The sequence below is a fragment of the Deinococcus arcticus genome (assembly GCF_003028415.1).
GTDB lineage: Bacteria > Deinococcota > Deinococci > Deinococcales > Deinococcaceae > Deinococcus > Deinococcus arcticus.
In genome coordinates this window covers 236,150-252,197 of the sequence record NZ_PYSV01000002.1, presented here as the reverse complement: position 1 = coordinate 252,197, position 16,048 = coordinate 236,150, and the positions used below count along the sequence as shown (strand labels likewise).

The window sequence follows — 16,048 nt, the reverse complement described above, 5'->3', positions numbered from 1 at the left end:
CAGACCCCCTTCAGAGTCGCCCCAGGTTCGAGATGGGTCGTGTGGGTGGGTCACGCGGGTGGACAGACCGCAGGCCAGGATGCCGGTGGTCGGGCCACGGCCCCCAGAAGAGCGGTGGGTCGCACGGTAGCAGCGTGCGTCTTCCGAAATCCTGTCAGTCCCAGGCGCCTCTGAGGGTAAACCCATGAAACGCCCGGCGGCTTATTCGGTGCTGATGTTGAGAGGCCCAGAACCCTGCCTGCTGGGGCCGGGCTGCGGGCAGGAACAACCCGGGCAACAGCAGGACAGCCGCAAGCCACGTCAGCAAGCACACTGACCTGGCCGGGACGAGGAGAGGACAAGGAGAGAAAGGAAGGAGGGGTGGGGACGTCAGGCCAGCCAGCCACGGGGAGCGGGGTCGTGTCTCACCCGACCGGGGTGGCTGGGGCCTCCTGCAGCAGAATCCGGCCGCCCGCCGCCTGCACGCTCACCTGCCCGCCGCTGAGGGTCTCGCCCGTCAGGGCGTCGCGCCACTCGCCGCCCGGCAGGGTCAGGGCCACCTCATGGCGCTCAGGGTGACGGCTGACCAGCACGGCGGCGCGCTGCACGCGGCCGTCCTCATGGGTGTATTCGCGCATGAAGGCCACGGCGTCGGCCTCGGCGTGCAGGAAGCGCAGGTTGCCGCGCTGCAGGGCCAGTTCGCGGCGGCGCACGGCAATGAGGGCCCTGACCTGCGCGCGCAGCTCCCGGTCCCACGCGGCCTCGTCCCAGGGCATGGGCTCGCGGCACCAGGGCATGGCCCCGTCGCGCGACTGGCTCAGGCCCACCTCTGAGCCGTAGTAGGTGCAGGGCACGCCCGCGTAACCCATCAGAAAGGTCAGGGCCGCCCGGAAGAGGGTGCGGTCGTTGCCCAGGCGGTACAGGGCGCGCGGCACATCGTGCGATTCCAGCACGTTGAACATGCTCAGCGCCACCTGCGCGGGCAGAGCGTGGTAGGCGTCCCATAGCCCCTCGGCCAGTTCCTCGCCGCCCAGGTTGGAGGGCTCGAAGGTCAGGTTGCCGCGCGCGAGCCACTGCATCACCGGCAGCCCGAAGCCGTGGTAGTTCATGGAGCCGTCCTCGCCCTGGCCATCCAGCGCGTGTTCGGGGTCGTAAAAGCGCTCACCGAACACGTAGGCGTCGGCCCGTTCCTCGCGCGCGGCCCGTTTCAGGGTGCGGTGCAGGGGCAGGTTGTCCTCGTCGGTGCCGCCCGTGCCGATCATGTGGGCCACGTCCAGCCGCCAGCCCGCCGCTCCCCGGCGCAGCCAGTGGCGCACCACGGACGCCTCGCCGCTGAAGAATTCGTCAACGGCCGCCGGAGTGCGGTAGTCAATCTTGGGCAGCGTGGGCACGTCAAAAAAGGCGTGGTAGGGCAGTTTGCCGGGCTCGTCGCGCCAGGTGAACAGCTCGCGTTCGGGGGCCGCGTCGTCTTCCAGCGCCGCCTGAAACAGGGCGTGCTCGTTGCCCACATGGTTAAACACCCCGTCCAGCACCAGCCGGATGCCCACGCCGCTGGCGGCCTGCACCAGTTCGTCCCAGGCCGCGTCGCCGCCCAGGTGCGGGTCAATGTGGCGGTAATCGGTGATGTCGTAGCGGTGGTTGCTGGGTGACACGAAGATGGGGGTCAGCCACAGCCCCGTGATGCCCAGCTCCTGCAGGTAGGGCAGCGCCTGGGTGATGCCGTTCAGGTCGCCGCCATAGTGCCCGTGAATGTCGCCCCAGGCGTCAATGGGCGTGGTCCAGGGCACGTGCTCCACTGTGCGCCCGCTGTACACGTATTCGCCGGTCTGCACGTCGTTGCTGGCGTCGCCGTTGCGAAAGCGGTCGGGGAAGATCTGGTAAAACACGCTCTCCCAGGCCCATTCCGGGGCCGTGTGCCCGGCCAGATAGGTAAACCACGAGCGAAAGCCCCGCCGGGTGCGGTGCAGGCCCAGCGCGGTCAGGTGCAGGTGGTCGTGACCGAAGTTCAGCTGCCACGCGTAGCGCACGCGGCCCTCGTGCACCGGCAGCTCGGCCTCGAACCAGCGGCCCGGCCCTGGGCCCACGGGGTCAATCTCGCGCGCGGGGTGGGCTTCAATCTCGCCCACGCGCACCAGCTTGAACTTGACTTCTGTAACAGGCAGCGTGGTGCGCAGGCGCACGCGAACAGTGTCGCCCAGGGGCGCGCCCAGCCGCCCGGTGTAGGCGGGCGTGTGGTCGTGTTGGGTGGACAGCAGGGGAAAAATGGACATGGGGGCATCCTCCGGCAAGGCAACGCAGCGGGCACGACCTCTTGCGCCAAGCGCAAAAAAAAGGTCGTGCCCGCTGCGGACAAGCGTTGCCTGTGAACTGTTTGTTCCAGTGTGCCGGGGCCGGCGCGTGTGGTCAAGGGGCGCGGTGGGGGAGGGCTGAACAGGGCAAAGTGTCCCCCTGCCAGCTTCAGCGCGCGTGGCAGCTGCCCCACACGGTCTCTTCCACCTTCTGGGCGGTGACAGAGCCTGACAGGGTCCGCGTACACTGGATCCATGATCCGCCGCCAGACCGTCAGCGTGAACGTGGGGGGCGTGCTTGTGGGCAGCGCGCACCCCATCGTCGTGCAGAGCATGACGAACACCGACACCGCCAACGCCGAGGCCACGGCCATTCAGATTGCCCAGCTGGCCCGCGCCGGCAGCGAGATCGTGCGCGTCACTGTGAACACGCGGGAAGCCGCCGCTGCCCTTCCCGAGGTCGTGGCCCGGTTGCATGAAGTGGGCCTGAACGTGCCCATCGTGGGTGACTTTCATTACAACGGCCACATTCTGCTGCGCGAGTTCCCGGAAACCGCCCGCCTGCTGGCCAAGTACCGCATCAACCCCGGCAACGTGGGCGCCGGGCAGCACCACGACGCCAACTTCGCCACCATGATCGAGGTGGCCAAGGAGTTCGATAAGCCGGTGCGCGTGGGCGTGAACTGGGGCAGCCTGGACCAGCAGGTGCTGGCCCGGCTGATGGACGAGAACACCCGTGCCGGCAGCCCCAAGACCGGCACCGACGTGATGATTGACGCGATGGTGGTGTCGGCCCTGGACAGCGCCCGTTACGCCGAGGCACTGGGCTTGCCCCATGACAAGATTCTGATTTCCGTGAAGGTGAGCAGCGCGCCGGAGCTGTGGAAGGTTTACCGTCAGCTGGCCCCACTGTGCGACTACCCCCTGCACCTGGGTCTGACCGAGGCGGGCATGGGCATGAAGGGAATCGTGGCCAGCAGCGCGGCCCTGGCGCCCCTCCTGATTGACGGAATTGGCGACACCATCCGCGTCTCCTTGACCCCCGAACCCGGGGCCAGTCGCAAGCTGGAAGTCGAGGTGGCCCAGCAGATTCTGCAGAGCCTGGGGCTGCGCCAGTTTCTGCCGCAGGTCACCTCCTGCCCCGGGTGCGGGCGCACCACCAGCACCTTTTTTCAGGAACTGGCCCAGAAGATTCAGGATTACATCCGCGACACCATGCCCGAGTGGAAGGCGAAATACCCCGGGGTTGAAGAGATGCAGGTGGCGGTCATGGGCTGCATCGTGAACGGCCCCGGCGAGAGCAAGCACGCCAACATCGGGATTTCGCTGCCCGGCACCGGCGAGGACCCGCGCGCGCCCGTGTACCAGGACGGCAAGCTGCTCACCACCTTGAGGGGCCCCCGCATTGCCGAGGACTTTCAGCAACTGCTGGAGCAGTACGTGGAGCGCCGCTACGGGCAGGAGGTGGGCGTGTGACCGTCTGGGGCACCGGCAGCTTTGAGAACGAGCACGCCGCCGCTTTTGCGGCCGAGGTGGTGCAGGACGGCGCGTTTGCCCTGGCCGAAGCCTTTGACGTGGCACTGGACCCCGACAACGACCTGCTGGACGCTGAAGAAGGTCACCGAGCCCTGGCCGCCGCCGAGATTCTGGCTGCGGTGCTGACGGCTGACACGGCCAGCCTGACCGATGCCGGGCTGCGCGCGTGGGTGCAGAGCGCCAGCGCTGCCGAGCTGGCCCACCTGCGCCCCACGGCCCTGGAAGCCCTGGACCGGGTGCTGGGCCCGGGCAGCGAACTGCCGGACCTGTGGGAAGAAAGCGAGGCCGCCGACGCGTGGCGCGAGGACGTGCAGCGCCTGCGCGCCGAACTGGGGTAAGGGATGGCCGCGCCGCTGGACTGGCTGCGGGCCGAGCTGGACGCCGCTGACCCGGCAGCAGCGCAGCGCTGGACGGCCGACCTGCACGCCTGCGCCCAGGCCACGGGCTGGTCACTTTCAGCGTGGGGGGCCGCCTCCTCCATGACCGAGCTGCGGGTGCGTGAACTGGTGGCGCCGTACGGGGCACGCCGCGTGGAACTGCGCGCCCACGGCTGGCTGCCCCTGCTGGCCTTTGTGGCCGCGCCTGAACACCGGCCGGCCGTCATCCCAAGCGAGCCCTGGGAACCCGCCCACCAGCCCTACATCAACCCGCCGGAGCTGGCGGCATGGTGGCAGGCCCGGGGCTGGGTGGTGCCGGACGCCGCGTGGTTAAACGGCCGGCCCACGCCGGAGGAACTGGCCCAGCTCAGCCCCCGGGAGGGCGGGTTCCTGAAGCGGCTGGGCTGGAACCGGGGCGACGCCCTGCTGCTGTACTGGTAGGCGTTGGGGCGTCGCTGGCCGCCCATTCTGGCGGTCATAGCGGCGCCGGAACATCAGGTTGGCCCGCCGCAAGCCCAGGCCCTCGTAAAAGGGCACCAGCTCGTCGTCGCAGGCGAGGTCCACGGCGTAGAAGTCGGCCAGTTCCGCCAGCAGCTGCTCGACCAGCGCGCGGCCAATGCCCTGGCCCTGATGCTCGGGCAACACCTCCAGTAGCGGCACAAAAGCCGTCAGCACGCCGTCGCTGATCGCCTGCACGAACCCGATCACCTGCTCGCCCTGCACCGCCAGCACGAAGCGGTACGACCCGGCCAGCAGGCGGTAAAGGGTCTCGGGGCTGGGCGGATTGGGCCACCCCACGAAAAAACCTGTGAGCTGCGCGGGTGTGATGCCCTTAAGCGTGGTCTGCAGGGTGTAGCTGGAAGTACCTTGATCGGTCACGGCGTCAGGCTAAAGACTCGCCTCCCCAGCGTGCATCCGCTACCTGACCCACTGCACCCCGCTCCCCGCCACCCGCACACCTCCTTCAGAACCTCAGTTCCAGCCCCACGCCCGCCCCAATCTGCCCGGCGCTGCTGGCCCGCACGAAGGCCCGCCAGCCCGCAGGGCCCAGCACCGGGCCGCGCAGCCCGGCCTCGCCGTACAGGGCCAACTGGCTCTGCGCGGTGCTGCCCGGCGCGGGGGTCGGCACGGTCAGCTGTCCGCCCATGGTGGCAAAGGCGTCCACGCGGCTGAGCGGCAGGTTCAGGTCGCGCAGGGTCAGCCCGGCGGCGTAGCGGCTGAAGGTGCTGGCACTGGCCTGCCAGGGGCGTTCGGCGCTCCCTTCCAGCCCCAGCGTGCCCAGCAGCGGCACCGGCAGCAGCGCGGTGCCCGCATGGACGCCGTAGCCAGCGGTGGTGGCATTCACCCCCGCCCACACCGCAGCGGCAGAGGCGGAAGACCAGAATGTCAGGGCAGCGATAGCAGGTAGCAGGGCGCGCATAGCGCCGAGCTTAGCCCTTCACCATGAGCGCCTGTGTCCCCACACCCCACGTCCCACAGTTCCATCTACCCGTTCAGCCGCACCTCGGCCACCTTGGCCAGCATGCGGAAGGTCTGGAACAGGTGATAGGCGTTCTCGCTCTCCCAGCCCACGGTCACGGCGTCCATCCGGGTCACACCGGGCACCCGCTCGGCGGCGTCGGCCCGGGCCTGATGGTCAAAGCTCAGGGCCACGTGGGCGGGCCAGCGGGTGGTGTAGGGCTGGGCCTGCGCGGCGTCCTGTACCGCTCGGCGGGCGCCCTGGTAAATACGGCGCGTGGCCTCCTGCGGGTGCAGGTGAACGGCGGCGAAGGCACTTAAGCCCTCCTTGACGGCCACGGTCACCACCCCCTCGCCCAGTTCCGCCGTGATCTCGGCCATGGCCACGTCGTCGCCGCTGGCAAACAACACCGGCACGCCGTAGTGCCCGGCCAGCAGGGCATTCAGGCCGTATTCGCCGGTGGGCACCCCATTGACCCGCACATCCCGGAGAAAGCCGTTCCAGGTGTGGGCCAACGGCCCGCGCACGCTGCCCGCGCGGGCGTGGTAGCCCACGAACAGCAGACCCAGCACGCCGCCCTCCTGCACGCCCTGCACCATGCTCAGGGGTTTGTCGTTGCCGGTGGTAAAGCGCACGCCCTCGGGCAGCAGGTCGGGCAGCAGGTTGCGCATGGTGTCGTGGCTGTCGTTCACCAGCACATCGGTGGCCCCGGCGTCCAGGGCGCCCTGCGCGGCGGCGGCCGCTTCCAGGGTCATCTGGTGGCGGGCGCGTTCGTATTCGGCGCTGCTGACCAGTCCCCCAAATTCCGGTGGGCTCACCTGCACCCAGCTGGACACCCCACAGATGCCTTCCATATCCACGCTGACCACGACCCGGCGCTCGTTCATAGGGGCGAGGGTAGCGCGTGCGGATCAGCCCGAGGCCAGGGGGCCAGGAAGAGGGGCGGTTTCTCGCCCCCTGGGCCCTCTGCCCCCTTCGTGGTCGGGGGCATTCCGGGGGCAGGGCGCTCCGTGTTAGCCTGCTCTGTTATGAGCCGCATTGCCCTGAAATCCGCCCGCGAAATCGAGATCATGCGCCGTGCGGGGGCGCTGGTGGCGGAAACCTTCCGGGTGCTGGAACCGCACGTAAAGCCCGGCGTGACCCTCAAGGAACTCGACCGGCTGGCCGAGGAACACATTCGCAAGGCTGGCGCCACGCCCGCCTACCTGGGCTACGGCCCGCGCACCAACCCCTTTCCCGGCACCATCTGCGCCAGCGTGAACGAGGTGATCTGCCACGGCATTCCCGACAGCCGCCAGCTGCAGGAGGGCGACATTATTGGTGTGGACATTGGCGTGCTCCTGAACGGTTACTACGGCGACGCCTGCTCCACCTTCGCCGTGGGCAAGGTGCGCCCGGAGGTGCAGGGACTGGTGGACGCCACCCGCGCCAGCCTGAACGCCGCGCTGGAACTGGTCAAACCCGGTGCCCGCCTGGGCGACATTGGCCACGCCATTCAGTCGCTGGCCGAGGGCCGGGGCTACAGCGTGGTGCGTGAATACACCGGCCACGGCATTGGCAAGCGGCTGCACGAGGAACCCACCGTGCTGCACCACGGCGCGCGCTACACCGGGTTGAAGCTGCAGCCCGGCATGGTGTTTACCATCGAGCCCATGATCAACCTGGGCCGCCCCGAAACGCGCCTGCTGGGCGACGGCTGGACCGTGATTACCGCCGACAAGAGCCCCAGCGCGCAGTTTGAGCACACGGTGGCGGTGACGCAAAAGGGCTGTGAGATTCTGACGCTGTGACGCGGCCCAGTCTCCCGGCAGCCCCCAGACCCCCAAAGCTGGCGCGGGGCGGCCTGCGCTCCCTGCTGCACCTGTGGCTGATAGGCTGTGACCTGAGCGGGGCTGTCTGGATGGGGGCCAGGTGACCCGGTACCGTGATGCGCGGCGGCCAGCTGTCCCGCACAGCCCTGCGTGGGGCGCTGCTGGACGGCGCCGATCTGCGCGGCTGTGATCTGCGGGCTGTGCGCCTGGGCGCCGCCGAGTTGCAGGGGGTGACCGTCGAGCCCATTCGGCTGCTGGACCTTGCCCACCTGCTTGGTGTGCGGGTGGCCGCAGTGGAGGGGTAAACAGGGCGGGGAGGTGTTCACCTCCCCGCCCCGCTTGTTTTCTTAGCGCAACCGGGCCTTGTCGTGCAGCTTCTTGGCGATTTCCATGATCTCGCCCATGTCCCACTCGGGCGAGAAGGCTGCCGAGTCGTGGCCGCCGTCCACCGTGGGGCCTCCCTGAATCTCGGTGTACTCGCCCACGCGCACCTCGCTGCCGTCCTCGGGGTGGGTGCCGTTCCAGATGGCGCTCAGCTGGGTAAAGTCCGTGTCGCTGAAGCGGTACAGAATCTGGTGCACGCCCTGGTCCATCACGCGCTTGGCCTCGGGAATCAGCGAGGTGGGAATGTTGGGCATGGGCAGCAGTTTTTCCATGTTCACGCCGCTCAGGGTTTCCAGCGCCTTGGCGTAGGCGATCTGGTGAACCCCGCCGCGCACCAGCAGGTAGCCCACCAGGGCCTTGGCGGTGGGGTCGTCCACCATCTCGTACACGCGCAGCTTGTTGTGGCGCGCCGCTCCTTCCAGGAAGAAGTTGTGCGTCAGGTCCAGCATGAGGTTGCCGCTGGAATACACGTAGTCGCCAGACCACGCCTTGCCGTGCGAATCCGCAATCATGGTGCCGGGGCCCGCAGCAATGAAGTGCTTGGCGTAGCGCACGTCCTGGGCAAAGGAAAAGGGGTGCGTGGAGGGGTCCACGGGCTCTTCCTGCACCTTGGGGTCGGGCCCGGCCAGCAGCGCATTGATGGTCGCCGACACGAGTTCAATGTGTCCCAGTTCCTCGGCGGCAATGTTGGCAATCAGTTCGTAGTAGGGCCGCAGCGTGTCCTTGCCCCGGAAGTTGAACGACTGGGTCATGTAGTTCATCAGGGTGGACATCTCGCCGAAACGGCCGCCCATGAGTTCCTGGACGGCCGCCGCCCCGTTGGGATTGGCTTCTTTGGGGAGGGGGAGGTCGAACTGCAGTTTGTCGATGCGTAGGAACATGCTGGGCCTCCTTGTGCGCGCGCGGCGCGGACCTTGCGCAGCACACCCCAGGGGCCGCCCTCACAAGGTGGCGGGGCCGACCTTGTGAGGACTCAGGCAAGGTCCGCTGAAACCGGCGTGAGCACGCGGCCCTGGTCCAGCAGAAAGCGGCCCTGGGTGAGCAGGCGGTTGGCGGCGGCGTGGTCGTGGCCCAGGGCCTCGGTGGCGGCCTGGTTGATCAGGGCCAGTTGCTGCTGCAGGAGGGCTTCGGGACTGTGCCCCTGCAGGGCCAGCTGCTGGCGCCCGGCCGGCGTCAGGTGCAGGTAGGCGCGCAGTGTTTCGGGCAGGTAGGTGTCGCGCGCCTGGCACAACACAAACAGGGTGCGCGGCTCGGTGCTGGCGGGGGCGTCCTGCAGGCGGCACAGCAGGGCCAGTGCGTACAGGCGGTGCGGTTCGGGCAGCTGCAGGGCCAGATCGGCTGCGCTGGCGGGCCCGCCCGTGGGCGCACTGGACGGCGTGGGGCGCCCGGCGTCCAGGGTCAGCCGCTCCATCTGGTGGCGGTGAATCATCTGGCGGCGCAGCAGGGGAAAGCCAAACACGCTGGCAAAGAAGAACAGGGGCACAAGAATCTCGTCCACAGCAGAACCTCGGGGGAGCGGGGGGCGAAGGGCCGGGGGCTGCACCTACCGTAGGCCGTGGGCCCGGGGGGCCGCGTCCGCCTTAAGGGTGAACGCCGAGGTGAACGCGGGGCCGCGCGCCCCTTACAATTCCCGTCATGACGAGCAGGGAAGGGCGGGGGGCCGGGCCATCAGCGGCGTAGCGTTGGGGGGCCGGGGCCGGCGCGAGCGCGCGCTGGGCACCGAAACGGCGGTGGCGGCGCGCGAACTGCGCAAGAGTTTCCGGGGCGCGGGTGGCGCGGCCCAGCCGGTGCTGGACGGCGTGACGCTGGAGATCCGCCAGGGCGAGTTCTTCAGCCTGCTGGGGCCGTCGGGCTGCGGCAAGACCACGCTGCTGCGGCTGCTCGCGGGTTTTGAACAGCCGGACGGAGGCAGCGTGATGATCGGCGGCCGGGACATGACCGGCGTGCCGGTCCACCGCCGCCCGGTGAACACGGTGTTTCAGAATTACGCGCTGTTTCCGCATCTGAACGTGCGCGAGAACGTGGAATTCGGCCTGCGCATGGCGGGCGTGCCGGCAGGCGCGCGCCGTGAGCGGGCCGGGCGCGCCCTGGACCTGGTGCGGATTGGCGACCTCGCGGCCCGGCGCCCCGATCAGCTGTCGGGGGGGCAGCGGCAGCGGGTGGCGCTGGCGCGCGCCATCGTCAACGAGCCGCAGGTGCTGCTGCTGGACGAACCGCTCAGCGCCCTGGACCTGAAGCTGCGCAAGGAGCTGCAACTGGAACTGGCGCACCTGCAGCAGACCCTGGGCATGACATTCGTGTTCGTGACCCACGACCAGGAAGAGGCGCTGGTCATGAGTGACCGGATTGCTGTGATGAACCGGGGCCGCATTGAGCAGCTGGGGCAGGCCGAGACCCTGTATGAGCGCCCGCGCACGGCGTTCGTGGCCACCTTTCTGGGCAGCAGCAACCTGATTGAGGGCACGGTGCAGGCGGTGGACGGCCCACAGGCGACGGTGCAGACCGCGCACGGCCCCCTGCGCACGGCCCTGGGCACTGGCCTGCGCCCGGGCCAGCGCGTGACCCTCTCGGTGCGTCCGGAAAAACTGCGCATGGAACGTGACGACGAAACCGAAGGCAACGAGATTCGCGCCCGCGTGGACGACATCGTGTACACCGGCGCCGAGAACCAGTATGTGCTGGAGGCGGGCGGCCAGCGCCTGCACGTCTTTCAGCTGAACGCCGACATCGGTGCCGACGAGGATTTCGATTACGGCGAACAGGTGGCGCTGTACCTGCCTCCCGAGAACCTTGTGGTGCTGGAGGAAGGGTGAGGCGCGGGGCGCCGCAAATGGCCCATGGCAGATCGCAGATGGCCCTCCGCCTTTTGCCATCTGCGATCTGCCATCAGCCATCAGCTTGCTGGAGGCGCCCGTGACCCCCCGCCGCTTCCTCGCCACCCTGGGGCCCGGCGTGCTGTGGCTGGTGGTCTTTCTGGTGCTGCCGGCGCTGATCATGCTGGGGTACTCGCTGCTCACGCGCACCGATCTGGCACAGGTGGGGCCGCCGTGGACGCTGGAAAGCTGGGGCCGGGTCATCGGGTACGACGCGCTGTTTCAGGAATGGACCGGGGACAACCTGCGGGTGCTGTGGCGCAGCGTGTGGGTGGCGGGCATCAGCACGGCCCTGTGCGTGCTGATGGGCTATCCGCTGGCCTTTTACATCGCCCGGCAGGACGCGCGGCGCCGGCAACTGCTGCTGCTGCTGCTCATCATTCCCTTCTGGACCAACTTCCTGATCCGGGTCTACGCCTGGATCATCCTGCTGCGGCCCTTTGAGCTGGTGCCCAGCCCCATGGCCACCCTGCTGGGCATGGTGTACGCCTTTCTGCCTTTTTTCGTGCTGCCGGTGTACGCCAGCGTGGAAAAGGTGAACTGGTCGCTGTCCGAAGCCGCCCAGGACCTGGGGGCCACCCCTGCGCGGGCCTTCTGGAGTGCGGTGGTGCCCCAGACCCTCCCGGGACTGGTGGCGGGCGTCCTGCTGACCTTCATTCCGGCGCTGGGCACCTTCGTGGTCAGCGACCTGCTGGGCGGCGCCAAGACGGCGCTGGTGGGCAACCTCGTGCAGAACCAGTTCGGGCAGGCGGGCGACTGGCCGTATGGCAGTGCGCTCAGCTTCCTGCTGATGGGGCTGGTGCTGCTGGGCCTGTGGGTGTACGCCCGGGTGGCCGGGCGCCGGGGCCTGGAGGAACTGGTATGATACGTGTTCCGAAAAATTCCGTCACACGTTACGGAATTTTTTCGACCAGAGGGAGAGGGAAAAGAGACGGATTTCCGAGAATTGGGCTGGAACAGCGCCGAAGGCGGGGAACATCCGGCGCTGTCCCGGATGTTACGGACATGGACGGAATCCGTATGAGGGCGCTGCGCGCCGCAAATGGCCGATGGCGGATGGTGGATGGAAAAAGACCATCAACGTTTAACCCTCACCCATCACCCGGCCCCAAGGGGGCCGCATGACCCGCACCCATCCCCTCCTGGCCGCCTGGGCGTGGCTGGTGTACGCCTTCCTGTATCTGCCGATTGTGGTGCTGGTGGTATTTTCTTTCAACGAATCGCGCTTTGGGGCCGAATGGACGGGCTTTACCACCAAGTGGTACGGGGTGCTGCTGGGCCGGGCCGATGTGCGCGGCGCCCTGGGGCACACCCTGGAAGTGGCGCTGCTAAGCACCCTGGTCAGCACCGTGCTGGGCACGCTGACCGGCCTGGGGCTGTGGCGCTATACCAGCCGGGCCCGCGCAGCCGTGTCCACGCTGCTGGTGCTGCCCATCGTGATTCCCGACGTGGTGATGGGCGTGATGCTGCTCATGTTCTACGCGGCTGTGCGCGCCGGGCTGGAGCGGGCCGGCTGGACCTTCGACAACGGCTTCTGGACGGTGCTGCTGGCGCATGTCACCTTCCAGATCAGCTATGTGGCCCTCACTGTGCGCTCGCGCCTGTCGGGCTACGGCCCGGAACTGGAAGAAGCCGCGCGTGATCTGGGCGCCAGCGCGTGGCAGTCCTTCTGGCGCGTGGTGCTGCCGCTGGCGTGGCCGGGCGTGCTGGCGGGCGCCCTGCTGGCCTTTACCCTGTCGCTGGACGACTTTGTGGTGACCTACTTCACCAGCGGCTCGGGCTTTCAGACCCTGCCGGTGCTGATCTACACGAACGTCAAACGCGGCGTCACACCCGACATCAATGCCCTGAGCACCCTGCTGATTCTCGTGACAGTGGTGGCCATTCTGGTGGCGAACGCCCTGCTGCGGCCCCGGGGGAAGGGATGACACGCGGCGTGCGGGGGCGAAGGGTCGAAAGGCTTGAGAGGCTAAGGGCATCGGCCGCTCAGCTTCTTAGACCCTTCGACCCTTTGACCCTTCGACGTGGCCAAAGGCCGCTCCTGGCCCTGTGTGCCCTGCTGAGCAGCTGCTACCGCGTGGACAAACCGGCGGGCCCCGCTGCGGCTGCGGCCGTGCCGGCCGGCGATGGGCGCACCCTGCGGGTGTTCATCTGGTCGGAATACATGGACCCGGACATCGTGGGGGCGTTCGAGAAGCAGAGCGGCGCGCGGGTCATTCTGGACACCTTCGAGAGCAACGAGGCCATGCTGGCCAAGCTCCAGGGGGGCGGGGCCACCTATGACCTCGTGGTGCCCAGTTCCTACGTGGTGCAGACCATGGTCCGCGCGGGCCTGCTGCAACCGCTGAACCGGGCGCAGCTGCCCAACCTGAAGAACGTGGCCCCCGAATTCCTGAACCCCCCCTACGACCCGGGCAACCGCTATTCCGTGCCGTACCAGTACGCGGCCACCGGACTGGCCTACAACAAGAGCCGCTATGTCCCCCGAAGCAGCTGGGCCGAGATCTTCGGCCCCGAGGACCGCCGCTCTTTCGTGCTGCTGGACGACCCGCGCGAGGTGATTGGCGCCGCGCTGAAATACCTGGGGCACAGCGCCAACACGGCGGACGTGGCGGAGCTGCGCGCGGCCCGCGATCTGCTGCGCCGGACTGTGGCCAAAAAGGGTTTCCAGGGTTTTGACGGCGGCCCCGGTACCCGCAACAAGCTGCTGGCCCGGCAGGTGGACCTGGGCCAGATCTACGTGGGCGATCTGCTGATCGCCACCGAGGAAAACCCCCAGGTGCAGGTGCTGCTGCCCCGTGAAGGCACGACCATCAGCATGGACACCCTGGTGGTCCTGAAGCGCAGCCCCAACCCTGCCCTGGCCCACCGCTTCATTAACACCCTGCTGGACGCCGAGGTGGGCGCCCGCTTAAGCAACTACACCTACTACGCCACGCCCAACGCCGCCGCGCGGCCTCTGCTGGACGACTTCCTGAAGGAGATTCCGGCCCTGAATCCCCCGCCACAGTGGCTGCAGAACGGCAAGCTCGACTTCATTGATGAGTTGCCCGGCCGCCGGGCGCAGCGGCTGTATGACCGGATCTGGACGGAGTTGAAAAGCCGGTAGCGGGAGGCGGGGCGCGGTGGGCAGGAGGTGGGGAAGGGGCGCAGGGTCATGCGGGTGCTGGGCAAGCGGAGGGGCATTCGCCCCCATACTGGCCCCCCCCGCACCCCACCCATCCCCCCACCACAAGCGGCGGGACGCGGGCGGCGCTCTTTTTCCGCGCCCCGCGTCCCGCACCCCTTTCTTCAATCCGGCTGATTCACCGGGCGGGCGCTGTCCAGCCAGCCCCAGTCGCGCAGGTAGGCGCGGAACTCGGTCAGCAGGTCGCGGGCGTCCTCGCGTTCAGAGTCGTGCAGGGCGCGCAGCCACGCCTCGCCCGTGGCGCGGGTGTAGGCCAGCAGCGGCGCGCTGCCGCCCAGAAACGTATCCAGGGCGTCCAGCAGGTCCTCGGAGCGGGCGCGGCGCCAGGGGGTCTGGCGGGTCACCTCGTTCAGAAAGTCATCGGCGGCGTGCTCCAGCAGCGGGGTGCGGCCCACGATCCAGGGGGCCTTCTGCGGGGGCAGACCCACCGTCACGCCCGCCACCCGGGGAAGCCTTCAATGGCCACCAGCGTGGGCCGGGGAACGTTGCTGCCGGCCCTGGCGCCGAAGTTCGAGCGCAGCTTGTCCAGGCTCTCGCTGTCCTCGCCGGGGTGCTGAATGGCCAGAAAGAGCGTCTTGCCGTCGGGCGACCACACCGGGCCGGTCATCTCGGCGTCCACCGGGCCCACGGCGAAGCGGTAGGCCTTGCCCGCGTTGGGCCCCTCGGTGGGCATGAAGAACATGGCGTTGTTGCCGTGGAAGGCCTTGATGGGGTTGGTGCTCAGGTCCGAGTTATCGGTGACCATCCACAGGTTGCCGTAGGGGTCGAACACGAGGTTGTCCGGGCTGGCAAAGCCGCTCTGGGGCCCGCCCACTGCAAACACTTCCCACAGGAACTTCGTGGCGGTCCAGTCGTCGCCGTTCTCGCGGAACTTCACGATCTGTCCGAAGAAGTTGCCGTGCTTGCTGTTGTTGGTCAGCGCCACGTACACCTCGCCAGTACGCGGGTGAATCTCGATGTCCTCGGGGCGGTCCACCGGGGTGCCGCCCACCGCCAGGGCGCTGGCGCGGGCGTCGGCCAGCACGTCGGCCTGGCTGGCGAACAGGGGCTTGCCGTCGGCGCCCTTGGCGTCTTGCAGCTTCTTGTTCTTGTCGTAGTCCAGCAGCACCCAGCTGCCGTTGCCAAAGTTCGCCACGTACAGGTCGCCTTCGGCCAGCAGGTTCAGGTTGGCCGCGCGGTTGGCGGGGTCGTACTTCCCACGCGAGACGAACTTGTACACGCAAGCGTCCTGCATGTCGTCGCCCATGTAGCCCACCACACGCCCGTCCCTGGCCACGGTCACGGCCACGTTCTCATGGCGGAAGCGGCCCATGGCGGTGCGCTTTTTCGGGGTCCAGCCGGGGGTAAAGGGGTCAATCTCGGTCACCCAGCCCTGGTGCATGGGGTCGTAGCCGCTGCCTTCCCAGGCCTTGGCGTAGCCGTCCACGTTTTCCTCGCAGGTCAGCAGCGTGCCCCAGGGGGTCTGCCCGCCCGAGCAGTTGCCCACAGTCCCCTTCACCATGGTGGCGCCCCTGACCGCGGCGCTGCCGCGCGCAGGGCCGGTCAGCTCAATCTCGGTCAGCGCGTCAATGCGGCGGTTACGGGCGTCGGGCACAATGCGCCACTCGCGGCCCTCTTTCTTCACGCGCACCACGCTCACGCCCACCGCTTCCATCTCGGCGCGGATCTGCGCGGGGGTGCGGTTCTTGGTGTCGCCGCCCACGAACATGGGATTCACGTACTCGTGGTTGATGGTCAGCAGGGCCTCGGTGCTGCTGGTGCCGCCCTGCAGCAGGTCAATGGGAAAGAAGCCCACGTAGTCGTGGTTAAAGCCAATCTCGCGCCCGCCCTCTGTAAACACCTCGCCCCAGGGTGCGAGCACCTGCGCGCGGTAGCCGGCCGGCAGCGTCACGGCGTCGGCGGTGGTGACGCCAATGGCCCGGAAGGGCGGCGTGGCCCGGGGCGTGACCTTCTGCGGGTCCACCGTGCTGGGCCCGCCGTTGTTGCTCACCGCCTCGGCAGAGCTGATGGTCAGGGGCAGGCTGACCGCAGCGGCGGCAGCGGCCGCGCCCCCCAGCGCGCTGCGGCGGGTCAGGCGCGTTTCAAGCAGACGGTGCCAGAGGCTGGCTTCTGTCTTTCGGTCTGTGGTCATGGCGGGTAGTCTGGGGGCACAAC

Annotated in this window: 17 protein-coding genes; 9 read left to right on the top strand and 8 right to left on the bottom strand. The window is 68.4% G+C overall.

Features of this window, described 5'->3' with window-relative positions; genetic code table 11:
- Positions 1-404: 404 nt before the first annotated feature.
- The gene (locus tag C8263_RS03430) at positions 405-2,249 is read right to left on the bottom strand and encodes an alpha-amylase family glycosyl hydrolase (RefSeq protein ID WP_107136695.1); all 1,845 of its coding nucleotides are present in this window, start codon (positions 2,247-2,249) and stop codon (positions 405-407) included.
- Positions 2,250-2,522: 273 nt separating this feature from the next.
- Between C8263_RS03430 and ispG the strand changes: the two genes are divergently transcribed.
- Genes ispG through C8263_RS03415 form a run of 3 tightly spaced genes read left to right on the top strand, consistent with a single transcriptional unit; the run spans position 2,523 to position 4,621 of the window.
- The gene (ispG, locus tag C8263_RS03425; protein ID WP_107136694.1) at positions 2,523-3,743 is read left to right on the top strand and encodes a flavodoxin-dependent (E)-4-hydroxy-3-methylbut-2-enyl-diphosphate synthase; all 1,221 of its coding nucleotides are present in this window, start codon (positions 2,523-2,525) and stop codon (positions 3,741-3,743) included.
- Positions 3,740-4,141, top strand: coding sequence for a DUF4259 domain-containing protein (locus tag C8263_RS03420; protein WP_107136693.1), 402 nt, complete (start codon positions 3,740-3,742; stop codon positions 4,139-4,141). The genes ispG and C8263_RS03420 overlap by 4 nt, the downstream gene beginning before the upstream one ends.
- A gap of 3 nt (positions 4,142-4,144) precedes the next feature.
- Complete coding sequence (locus tag C8263_RS03415; protein WP_107136692.1) at positions 4,145-4,621, top strand: hypothetical protein; 477 nt, start codon at positions 4,145-4,147, stop codon at positions 4,619-4,621.
- Here the strand turns inward: C8263_RS03415 and C8263_RS03410 are convergent.
- The 3 genes from C8263_RS03410 to C8263_RS03400 all read right to left on the bottom strand — a co-directional run bounded on the left by C8263_RS03410 (position 4,511) and on the right by C8263_RS03400 (position 6,526).
- The gene (locus tag C8263_RS03410) at positions 4,511-5,059 is read right to left on the bottom strand and encodes a GNAT family N-acetyltransferase (protein ID WP_233218618.1); all 549 of its coding nucleotides are present in this window, start codon (positions 5,057-5,059) and stop codon (positions 4,511-4,513) included. The genes C8263_RS03415 and C8263_RS03410 overlap by 111 nt on opposite strands.
- An 85-nt stretch (positions 5,060-5,144) precedes the next feature.
- Positions 5,145-5,600: a hypothetical protein gene (locus tag C8263_RS03405; protein WP_107136691.1), complete on the bottom strand. Its 456-nt coding sequence runs from the start codon at positions 5,598-5,600 to the stop codon at positions 5,145-5,147.
- Positions 5,601-5,665: 65 nt separating this feature from the next.
- Positions 5,666-6,526: a M55 family metallopeptidase gene (locus tag C8263_RS03400; protein ID WP_107136690.1), complete on the bottom strand. Its 861-nt coding sequence runs from the start codon at positions 6,524-6,526 to the stop codon at positions 5,666-5,668.
- A gap of 141 nt (positions 6,527-6,667) precedes the next feature.
- Between C8263_RS03400 and map the strand changes: the two genes are divergently transcribed.
- Together map and C8263_RS03390 are read left to right on the top strand one after the other, a co-directional pair.
- Positions 6,668-7,429, top strand: coding sequence for a type I methionyl aminopeptidase (map, locus tag C8263_RS03395; protein ID WP_199188292.1), 762 nt, complete (start codon positions 6,668-6,670; stop codon positions 7,427-7,429).
- A 137-nt stretch (positions 7,430-7,566) separates the two neighbouring features.
- The gene (locus tag C8263_RS03390; protein WP_107136688.1) at positions 7,567-7,755 is read left to right on the top strand and encodes a pentapeptide repeat-containing protein; all 189 of its coding nucleotides are present in this window, start codon (positions 7,567-7,569) and stop codon (positions 7,753-7,755) included.
- Positions 7,756-7,797: 42 nt separating this feature from the next.
- Here the strand turns inward: C8263_RS03390 and C8263_RS03385 are convergent, their stop codons facing one another.
- Both C8263_RS03385 and C8263_RS03380 read right to left on the bottom strand, forming a co-directional pair.
- Positions 7,798-8,715: a manganese catalase family protein gene (locus C8263_RS03385; RefSeq protein WP_107136687.1), complete on the bottom strand. Its 918-nt coding sequence runs from the start codon at positions 8,713-8,715 to the stop codon at positions 7,798-7,800.
- Positions 8,716-8,807: 92 nt separating this feature from the next.
- Complete coding sequence (locus C8263_RS03380) at positions 8,808-9,332, bottom strand: hypothetical protein (protein ID WP_107136686.1); 525 nt, start codon at positions 9,330-9,332, stop codon at positions 8,808-8,810.
- Between the two features lie 88 nt (positions 9,333-9,420).
- On the opposite strand from C8263_RS03380, the gene C8263_RS03375 reads away from it, so the two are divergent.
- From C8263_RS03375 to C8263_RS03360, 4 genes are all read left to right on the top strand, one after another.
- Positions 9,421-10,647, top strand: a complete 1,227-nt coding sequence (locus C8263_RS03375; protein ID WP_233218617.1) for an ABC transporter ATP-binding protein — start codon at positions 9,421-9,423, stop codon at positions 10,645-10,647.
- 100 nt (positions 10,648-10,747) lie between these two features.
- A complete protein-coding gene (locus C8263_RS03370; RefSeq protein WP_107136685.1) occupies positions 10,748-11,572 on the top strand; it encodes an ABC transporter permease in 825 nt (274 codons plus the stop codon).
- Between the two features lie 256 nt (positions 11,573-11,828).
- On the top strand, positions 11,829-12,635 hold the full coding sequence (locus C8263_RS03365) for an ABC transporter permease (protein ID WP_107136684.1): 807 nt from the start codon (positions 11,829-11,831) through the stop codon (positions 12,633-12,635).
- Positions 12,636-12,718: 83 nt separating this feature from the next.
- A complete protein-coding gene (locus tag C8263_RS03360; protein WP_233218616.1) occupies positions 12,719-13,816 on the top strand; it encodes a polyamine ABC transporter substrate-binding protein in 1,098 nt (365 codons plus the stop codon).
- Between the two features lie 182 nt (positions 13,817-13,998).
- Here the strand turns inward: C8263_RS03360 and C8263_RS03355 are convergent, their stop codons facing one another.
- The gene (locus C8263_RS03355; RefSeq protein WP_233218615.1) at positions 13,999-14,328 is read right to left on the bottom strand and encodes a hypothetical protein; all 330 of its coding nucleotides are present in this window, start codon (positions 14,326-14,328) and stop codon (positions 13,999-14,001) included.
- Positions 14,325-16,025, bottom strand: a complete 1,701-nt coding sequence (locus C8263_RS03350; RefSeq protein ID WP_107136682.1) for a PhoX family protein — start codon at positions 16,023-16,025, stop codon at positions 14,325-14,327. The genes C8263_RS03355 and C8263_RS03350 overlap by 4 nt, the downstream gene beginning before the upstream one ends.
- Positions 16,026-16,048 lie beyond the last annotated feature (23 nt).

Coding starts and splice junctions, on each gene's coding strand:
- C8263_RS03430 (WP_107136695.1), bottom strand. CDS start 2,249: ATGTCCATTTTTCCCCTGCTGTCCACCCAACACGACCACACGCCCGCC.
- map (WP_199188292.1), top strand. CDS start 6,668: ATGAGCCGCATTGCCCTGAAATCCGCCCGCGAAATCGAGATCATGCGC.
- C8263_RS03350 (WP_107136682.1), bottom strand. CDS start 16,025: ATGACCACAGACCGAAAGACAGAAGCCAGCCTCTGGCACCGTCTGCTT.
- ispG (WP_107136694.1), top strand. CDS start 2,523: ATGATCCGCCGCCAGACCGTCAGCGTGAACGTGGGGGGCGTGCTTGTG.
- C8263_RS03405 (WP_107136691.1), bottom strand. CDS start 5,600: ATGCGCGCCCTGCTACCTGCTATCGCTGCCCTGACATTCTGGTCTTCC.
- C8263_RS03400 (WP_107136690.1), bottom strand. CDS start 6,526: ATGAACGAGCGCCGGGTCGTGGTCAGCGTGGATATGGAAGGCATCTGT.
- C8263_RS03385 (WP_107136687.1), bottom strand. CDS start 8,715: ATGTTCCTACGCATCGACAAACTGCAGTTCGACCTCCCCCTCCCCAAA.
- C8263_RS03390 (WP_107136688.1), top strand. CDS start 7,567: ATGCGCGGCGGCCAGCTGTCCCGCACAGCCCTGCGTGGGGCGCTGCTG.
- C8263_RS03415 (WP_107136692.1), top strand. CDS start 4,145: ATGGCCGCGCCGCTGGACTGGCTGCGGGCCGAGCTGGACGCCGCTGAC.
- C8263_RS03365 (WP_107136684.1), top strand. CDS start 11,829: ATGACCCGCACCCATCCCCTCCTGGCCGCCTGGGCGTGGCTGGTGTAC.